The 5,522-nt window shown below is 66.7% G+C and carries 6 protein-coding genes; 5 read left to right on the top strand and 1 reads right to left on the bottom strand.

Annotated features, from left to right (window positions below; all coding sequences use genetic code 11):
- Positions 1–158 precede the first annotated feature (158 nt).
- Positions 159–638, bottom strand: a complete 480-nt coding sequence (locus FNH09_RS44150; RefSeq protein WP_152895504.1) for a winged helix-turn-helix transcriptional regulator — start codon at positions 636–638, stop codon at positions 159–161.
- A gap of 92 nt (positions 639–730) precedes the next feature.
- Between FNH09_RS44150 and FNH09_RS44145 the strand changes: the two genes are divergently transcribed.
- The 5 genes from FNH09_RS44145 (at position 731) to FNH09_RS50365 (ending at position 4,993) form a co-directional block, all read left to right on the top strand.
- A complete protein-coding gene (locus FNH09_RS44145) occupies positions 731–2,185 on the top strand; it encodes a DHA2 family efflux MFS transporter permease subunit (protein WP_162470027.1) in 1,455 nt (484 codons plus the stop codon).
- A gap of 86 nt (positions 2,186–2,271) precedes the next feature.
- Positions 2,272–2,520, top strand: a complete 249-nt coding sequence (locus FNH09_RS44140) for a hypothetical protein (protein ID WP_162470026.1) — start codon at positions 2,272–2,274, stop codon at positions 2,518–2,520.
- Positions 2,521–2,550: 30 nt separating this feature from the next.
- A complete protein-coding gene (locus FNH09_RS46930; protein WP_156110863.1) occupies positions 2,551–2,709 on the top strand; it encodes an alpha/beta fold hydrolase in 159 nt (52 codons plus the stop codon).
- Positions 2,710–2,818: 109 nt separating this feature from the next.
- Positions 2,819–3,721: an NmrA family NAD(P)-binding protein gene (locus tag FNH09_RS44135; RefSeq protein WP_152895502.1), complete on the top strand. Its 903-nt coding sequence runs from the start codon at positions 2,819–2,821 to the stop codon at positions 3,719–3,721.
- A gap of 190 nt (positions 3,722–3,911) precedes the next feature.
- A protein-coding gene (locus FNH09_RS50365) for an IS630 family transposase (protein WP_420802842.1) occupies positions 3,912–4,993 on the top strand; the annotation gives its coding sequence in 2 pieces (ribosomal slippage) (positions 3,912–4,355 and positions 4,358–4,993; 1,080 coding nt in all).
- The last annotated feature ends 529 nt before the right edge of the window (positions 4,994–5,522 follow it).

Genomic DNA, 5,522 nt, shown 5'->3' with positions numbered 1-5,522 from the left:
GGTGGGGGGCGAGGGGGTGCGACCCTGACCCTGCGGTCGCCCTGGGGCCCCGGGCGTGTACCGGAGCGAGCGGACTGCTCCCCACGTCCGCGGTGATGGTCCCTGGGGCACGTTCATGCAGCTCCTCGACCGTCTGGTCTGTTGATGCGTTGGGGTCATCAGTCGGTGTGCTCGATGACCTCGAACTCGATGGTCTGACGCGAGACAGGCCCGTCACAGTGGCTGCAGGCCTGCGTGATCGCCAGGTCATGCCCGCAGGAGTGCCGAACCCTGAGCGACGGCTCGGTCACGGCCCACTTGTTGCCCCATCGAAAGAGACCGAGCAGCGCCGGCTGCAGGTCCCGGCCCGCCTCGGTGAGGTGGTATTCGTATCGGGGCGGATGCTCGCTGTACTGGCGGCGTTCGACGACGCCGGCGGCCTCGAGTTTGCGCAGCCGGTCGGCCAGGATGTCCTTCGACGCCCCCGTATAGCCCGCGATCTGTCCGAATCGGTGCACGCCGTAGGTCATCTCGCGGATCGCCAGCAGCGACCATTTCTCGCCCAGCACCTCAAGTGAAGCGGCGAGGGGGCACGCCCTCACGCTCACGGGCTGGTCCGTCATACCGAGTTTGCCGTCCGGTGCATCAGTGGTTGCCATGCCTCCAGGATAGTCGGTTGGAGTTCCCAACCGACTCATGTACTGTCGGTCGAGTCAGTCGTGTTTCACAACCCACTTTGGAGCAGTTCACCGTGACCAATGCAGAGCGTGCGCCCGCTGTCGGGCTCGACGTGTCGGACAAGGAGCCTCAGGCCGAGACGCCTGCCGGGCTTCGGCGGGCGCGCTGGGTGCTCGCACTGGGCAGCCTGGGCGCCTTCGTGGTCTTCCTGGACACCACGATCGTCAACATTGCCTTCCAGACGATCAGCCGCAGCTTCGACACCACGACGGGGCACCTCGCGTGGGTGCTCAACGCCTACAGCCTCGTCTTCGCCGCGATGCTCATACCGGCCGGCCGCATCGCCGACCGCTACGGGCGCAAGCAGACCTTCATGATCGGCATCGCCGGGTTCGCCCTGATGAGCGCCCTGTGCGGCCTTGCGCCGAGCGCAGGCATCCTCATCGCCGGCCGTGCGCTCCAGGCGGTGTTCGCGGCACTCGTCGTGCCTTCGTCCCTCGCCCTCGTCCTGCACGAGTTCCACGCCGAGCGCAGGCATGTCGCCATCGGCGTCTGGGGCGCCATGGCGGCCGCAGCCGCGGCGGTCGGCCCGACCCTGGGCGCCCTGCTGACCGAGTACGCCTCATGGCGATGGATCTTCCTGGTCAACATCCCGATCGCTGCGATCATCCTCGGCTTTGGCAAGAGCCTCCTGCACGAATCCCGCGATCCCCATGCCTCCGGCATCCCGGACGTCCTCGGAACCGTGCTCATCGCCCTTTTCCCGGCGCTGCTGAGCTACTCCATCATCGAAGGACCCACCCGCGGCTGGTCGGACGGACTGGTCGTGGCCGGCTTCGTGCTGTCTGCCCTGGTCCTGCCTGTCTTCCTGTGGCGTACGTCCAGGGCGGCACGACCCATCATGGATCTCGCACTCTTCAAGGAGCGCCAGTTCCGCGACGTCAACGCAGCGACGCTGCTGTTCTCCACAGCGTTCTTCGGACTGCTCCTGGCCAACCTGATCTACCTCCAGACGGTGTGGCAGTACTCCGTCCTGCGAGCAGCGCTTGCCAGCGCGGCGGGACCGGTCGTAGTGACCATCGTCGCCCGGTCCACCACCAAGCTGGCCAGCGTCATCGGGCACAAGAAGGTGCTGCTCGTCGGAGCAGTTCTGTGGACGATCGGTTGCCTCGGCTTCGCCCTGTCCGTGAACGCCTCGCACCACTGGGTGACGCACTGGCTCCCGTGGACGCTGCTGACCGGCCTCGGTATCGGCTTCACCCTGCCCGTGCAGTCCGGCGCCGCAGTGGCGAAGCTCCCCCCGAACCAGTTCGCCGTGGGTTCCGCCATCAACTCCAGCTTCAGGCAGCTGGGCGCCGTCCTGGGCATCAGCCTCTTCGTGGCGATTCTCGGAACGCCCACCCCGACCACCGTGGTGGACACCTTCCATCACATCTGGTGGGTCTTCGCCGCTCTCGGGCTTGCTGCCGGCGTCGTTCAGGCGCTGCCTCACTTCCGGGGTGCTGCTGCCAGGGCCGAGACGGACTGACCCGTTGATGTCCGAGGTCTAGGCCGCTTCCTCTGCATCTTTGTCTGAGAGGCCGCACGCCGCTTGGCCGCACCTATATTGGCGAGGTGGACGAAGCCCAGGCCAGCGGTCAGGCATGGCGGGACGAGGTCAGCCTGCGTCCTACGGCTGAGCAGGATCGGGACGCGTTGGCTCGGCTGGTCGAAGTGGACGCGGACTCCTTTGAAGTCGAGTTGTACGAGCACGCGGCTGATCCCCAAGTGCTGCTGATCGATCGCGCTCAGAGGTCGCGGGCTGGACAGTACGCCAGGCACGTGCGGCGGCTTCTAGAGCGTCACCGGCGCCAAGGCGGCTGAGCGGCGGCCTTCGGACCGTCGGATCGTTGGTTGATTTTTGGCGAGGACGCCCCCTACCTCAGCCTGGACGTGGCCAGACGCGTAGCCGGTCTGTTCCCCGACACCAGCCTGAACTTCATCAAGGCACGCCATTGGCTCCAGTGGGATGAACCCGAGGCCCTGGCCAAGGTGGTTACCCAGCCGAGGTAGCGAAGCACCCTCCCTCACAAGGGAGTCGGTGTGCCGAATCTGCGCAGGCAAACCAAGGCGTCACCCGACCCGCGGCCTGTGCGCATGGACCGATCAAGAGGAGCAGGACATGTCGAACGACCTCATTCTCGTGACGGGGGCAGGCGGCCCCGGATCCATCGGACGCAAAGTGGTCGAGCGGCTGCGCAAGGCCGATCTTCCCGTGCGGGCGATGGTCAGGCAGAACGACGACCGCGCCGAGTCGCTGCGCGCGACGGGTGCCGAGGTCGTGATCGGGGACCTCACACGGCCCGACGATGTGGCGCGCGCCCTCGACGGAGCCCGTCGGCTCTACTTCGGGATGAGCGTGTCGAGCGCCTACCTCGAGGCCGCGGCCACTGTCGCGTCGATTGCGCGGGACCAGGAGGGGCTGGAGGCGTTTGTGAACATGTCGCAGATGACTGTTTCGCAGATGACCCTCACCAGCACGTCGGAGTCCCGGCACCAGCGCCTGCATCTGCTCACCGAACACATCCTGTCGTGGTCGGGTCTGCCGGTGGTCGAGGTCAGGCCGACGATCTTCATGGAGAATCCCCTGTTCGCCTTCGCCATCGCTCCCTCTGCGGACGGCTACAACCTCCAGCTGCCTTTCGGCACCGGCAGGACCTCCCCCGTGTCCACCGAGGACGTGGCGGATGTGGTGGCGGCCATCCTCACCGATCCCGCTCAGCACGTGGGCCAGGTGTACGAGCTCACGGGGCCCGTGTCACGCGACCTGAACGGTGTGGCCGAGGAATTCGCCAAGGCCGTCGGCCGCCCGGTTACCTATGTCGACATTCCGTTCGACGGCTGGGTCGAGTTCCTCAACGCGGTGAATCTGCCTGATCATCTCCTCGACCATGTCAAGACCATGGCCCGCTTGCACCGGGAGAACCGGTACGACCGCGTGTCGGGTGACGTGCAGAAGGTGCTCGGCCGGCCTGCGCTGGATGCTCGCGACTTCGCGGCGAACAACCTCCAGCTGTTCCAGTAGTCGGCCGAATGGAGGGAACGTGCCGCGGCCAGGTGAACCGGTCCGGTGACGCAGGTGTGGAGCGGGCCCAGGCCCGCTCCGCGCCTGCCGGGCAGCATCTGCAGGACGACGGCACCTGGCGCCTACTGACCTTCGAAGCGTGATGTCGGAAGGGGCTGGCGGAGGGTGATCCTCGCGGTATGCCGGTTGTATGAGGTATCTGCAGGGTGGTGGGTTGACGCCTGAACGCCAGATGTTTCGTGAGCGGATCCGGATGGAGGCAGCCGAGCGGTTCGCTGCTGGTGCCTCCAACAGGGAGGTCGCCAGGGACCTATGGGTCAGCGAACGCTCGGTGCAGCGGTGGCGCCGGGCCTGGCAGGAAGCTGGCTGCGAGGGGTTGCGGTCGGCGGGGCCGGTCTCCATGCCGAAGCTGAGCGACACGCTGTTCGCCGTACTGGAGGTCGAGCTGACCAAGGGAGCGGTTGCGCACGGCTGGCCGGACCAGACCTGGACCCTGGCCCGGATCAAGACGCTCATCGGGCGGCGGTTCCACAAGTCCTTCACGCTGTCGGGTGTCTCGCAGATGCTGCGACGTCACGGCTGGAGCCACCAGGTCCCGGCCCGACGTGCGGTCGAGCGGGACGAGGTCGCCGTGGCCAGCTGGGTGAAGGAGACCTGGCCGTCCGTGGAAGCACCGCGGCGGCGCTCGATGCCTACCTCGTGTTCGAGGACGAGGCCGGCTTCTCGATGACGCCGCCCACTGCCCGCACTTGGTCCCGCCGAGGCCACACCCCGATCATCCGCGTCCGCGGACGTTCCCAGCGTCGCATCTCCATCGCGGCCCTGACCTGCTACAAGCCGGGTGAGCGATCCCGGCTGATCTACCGGCCGCTCGTCCACCCAGACCACAAGACCGGAGGGCGCCGCAGCTTCGCCTGGACCGACTACCGAGACCTGCTGACCGTCGCCTACCGCCAACTCGGCAAGCCGATCGTTCTGGTCTGGGACAACCTCAACGTCCACCGCGACCGCCGCTTACGCGGGTTCATCGACGCCCAGGACTGGATCACCGTCCACTACCTCCCGCCCTACGCACCGCAGCTCAACCCGGTCGAAGGGGTCTGGTCTCTCCTTCGCCGCCGCTGCCAGGCCAACACCGCCTTCACCGACCCCGCCCACCTGATGCGCGCCCTGAAGCGTGGCTTGCGAGAGGTCCAGTACCGGCCCGCCCTCATCGACGGGTGCCTCGCCGGCACCGGACTGGCCACGGCCGGCCCAGATTGCTGCCTTTGATCAACTCGGGCAGGTCCTGGGGGTCCGTCCAGCACCACCAGACTCGGCCTCGTCAGCCGCCCGCTCGTCTGTCGCCGCACGGATCCCTGCTTCTTCGAGGTGACTTGGGCGAATGCTCAGCCGAAGTTGACGACCTGCGTATCCAGCACCGACAACGGTGACCACGGAGCCGACCGCTGGCCACTCTGCGGGGTCGAGATAGCCCTCAGCGATATCGACGCGGTCGACCACACCAATCTCCCCGGACGGAACCTGCACCCTGAGCCCATAGTGCATGTGCTTGACCACTGTTCCACCGGTCAAAGACCACTTCCGCAGTTGCTCAGGCATAGCCCCAAGTCTTCCAGGACTTCGGTGGGCAGAGCCGCTGATCGCCCGACATCACGCCTTCAAGCTCAGTAACGGTAGTTCGTTAAATCCGGCGGTAGAGGTCGATGCCGTGTCCGGTGGTGACCGCGTCGATCAGGGCCTGGAGCTCGGAGGGTGGGTCCGTGTCCGTCCAGGCTCGCCACCAGCGGTTGAGGGTGAC

It is taken from the genome of Streptomyces adustus (assembly GCF_009377175.1).
Taxonomy (GTDB): domain Bacteria; phylum Actinomycetota; class Actinomycetes; order Streptomycetales; family Streptomycetaceae; genus Streptomyces; species Streptomyces adustus.
This window is presented reverse-complemented; position numbering and strand designations above follow the sequence as displayed.

Coding starts and splice junctions, on each gene's coding strand:
- FNH09_RS44150 (WP_152895504.1), bottom strand. CDS start 638: ATGGCAACCACTGATGCACCGGACGGCAAACTCGGTATGACGGACCAG.
- FNH09_RS44135 (WP_152895502.1), top strand. CDS start 2,819: ATGTCGAACGACCTCATTCTCGTGACGGGGGCAGGCGGCCCCGGATCC.